The organism is Lysobacter enzymogenes, assembly GCF_017168095.1.
GTDB lineage: Bacteria > Pseudomonadota > Gammaproteobacteria > Xanthomonadales > Xanthomonadaceae > Lysobacter > Lysobacter enzymogenes_D.
On sequence record NZ_LXSD01000616.1, the window covers coordinates 1 to 1,895 of the forward strand.

Consider the following 1,895-nt stretch of genomic DNA (forward strand, 5'->3'; position numbering starts at 1 on the left):
ACGACGGCGCGGCCGGGCGCAGCGTCCAGGCCGAACCCGCGCGCGCGCAGGCCGGGCCGGCCGCGCCGGGCCCGATCGCCATCGTCGGTATGAGCGGCCGCTTCCCGCAATCGCCGGATCTGCAGGCCTTGTGGGCGCATCTGGCCGCGGGCCATGAAGTCACCGAGCCGATCACGCGCTGGAAGATCGACGCTTCGGCGCTGCCGGAAGGCACTGCGATCTGCCCGCGCGGCGGCTTCCTCAGCGACATCGACCAGTTCGATCCGCTGTTCTTCAACATCTCCGGCACCGAAGCCAATTTCATGGATCCGCAGCACCGCTTGCTGCTGGAATCCTCGTGGCACGCGCTGGAAGACGCCGGCTATGCCGGCGAAAGCATCGCTGGCGCACGGTGCGGCGTGTACATGGGCTTCAACGGCGGCGACTACGGCGACCTGCTGCACGGCCAGCCCTCGCTGCCGCCGCACGCGATGTGGGGCAACGCCGCCTCGGTGCTGTCGGCGCGCATCGCCTATTACCTGGACCTGCAAGGCCCGGCGATCACCCTGGACACCGCCTGTTCGAGTTCGCTGGTCGCGGTGCATCTGGCCTGCCAGGGGCTGTGGACCGGCGAAACCGATCTGGCCCTGGCCGGCGGCGTGTGGATCCAGTGCACGCCCGGATTCCTGATCTCCTCCAGCCGCGCCGGCATGCTCTCGCCGACCGGCCACTGCCGCGCGTTCGGCGCCGGCGCCGACGGCTTCGTGCCGTCCGAAGGCGTCGGCGTGGTCGTGCTCAAGCGCCTGCAGGACGCGCTCGACGCCGGCGACCACATCTACGGCGTGATCCGCGGCAGCGCGATCAACCAGGACGGCGCCAGCAACGGCATCACCGCGCCCAGCGCCGCCGCCCAGGAGCGCTTGCAGCGCCACGTCTACGACAGCTTCGGCATCGACGCCTCGCGCCTGCAGATGATCGAGGCGCACGGCACCGGCACCATCCTCGGCGATCCGATCGAGGCCTCGGCGCTGACCCGCTCGCTGCGCCACTACAGCGACCGCAAGGGCTTCTGCGCGATCGGTTCGATCAAGACCAACATCGGCCACACCGGCGCCGCCGCCGGCGTGGCCGGATTGATCAAGGTGCTGCTGTCGCTGCAGCACCGGCAGATCCCGCCGTCGCTGCACTTCGACCAGCCCAATCCGCACATCGCCTTCGCCGACAGTCCGCTGGCGGTCAACACCCGCCTCAGGCACTGGGACGCCCCGGCCGCGGGCGGGCGCCTGGCCGCGGTGAGTTCGTTCGGGCTCAGCGGGACCAACGCCCACGTCGTGATCGAAGAAGCGCCGCCCGCGGCGACCGCCACGAATCCGGCGCAACCGACCCTGCTGGTGCTGTCGGGCTATCGCGAGGACGACCTGCCGGCTCAGGTCGCGGCCTTGGCCGAACACCTGGAGCGCCATCCCGCGCTGGACCTGGCCGCGGCCGGCTACACCCTGGCGCGCGGACGCCGCCACCACCGCCATCGTCTCGCCCTGGTCGCCGCCGACGCCGCCGATGCCGCCGCCGAACTGCGCCGCTGGCTGGCCGGAACCGGCTCGCGCGTGCTCGCCGGGCAGGCCGCCGCCGGCAACGCCCGCGCCGATCTGCTGGCGCAAGGGCAGGGCCGTCTGCAGGCGCTGGCGCAGGCGCGCGACGACGGCGAGCGCGCGCGCGTTCTCGGCGAACTGGCCGCGCTGCACGTGCAGGGGCTGGCGCCCGACCTGAGCGCGGCGTTCGCCGCGCAGCGGCGGGTTCCGTTGCCGCTGTACCGGTTCTCGCGCAAGCGCCATTGGGTGCCCGAAATCGCTCGGGCGCAGGGCGACGACGTTGCGGCAGCCGCGGCGACTGCAGGCGTCGCGGCGAGCGCCGCCGCG

The 1,895-nt window shown here is 72.7% G+C and carries 1 protein-coding gene; it reads left to right on the forward strand.

Annotated elements, in window-relative coordinates; all coding sequences use genetic code 11:
* On the forward strand, positions 1-1,895 hold a 1,895-nt coding region (locus A7A76_RS23890; RefSeq protein ID WP_277425882.1), incomplete at both ends, for a type I polyketide synthase.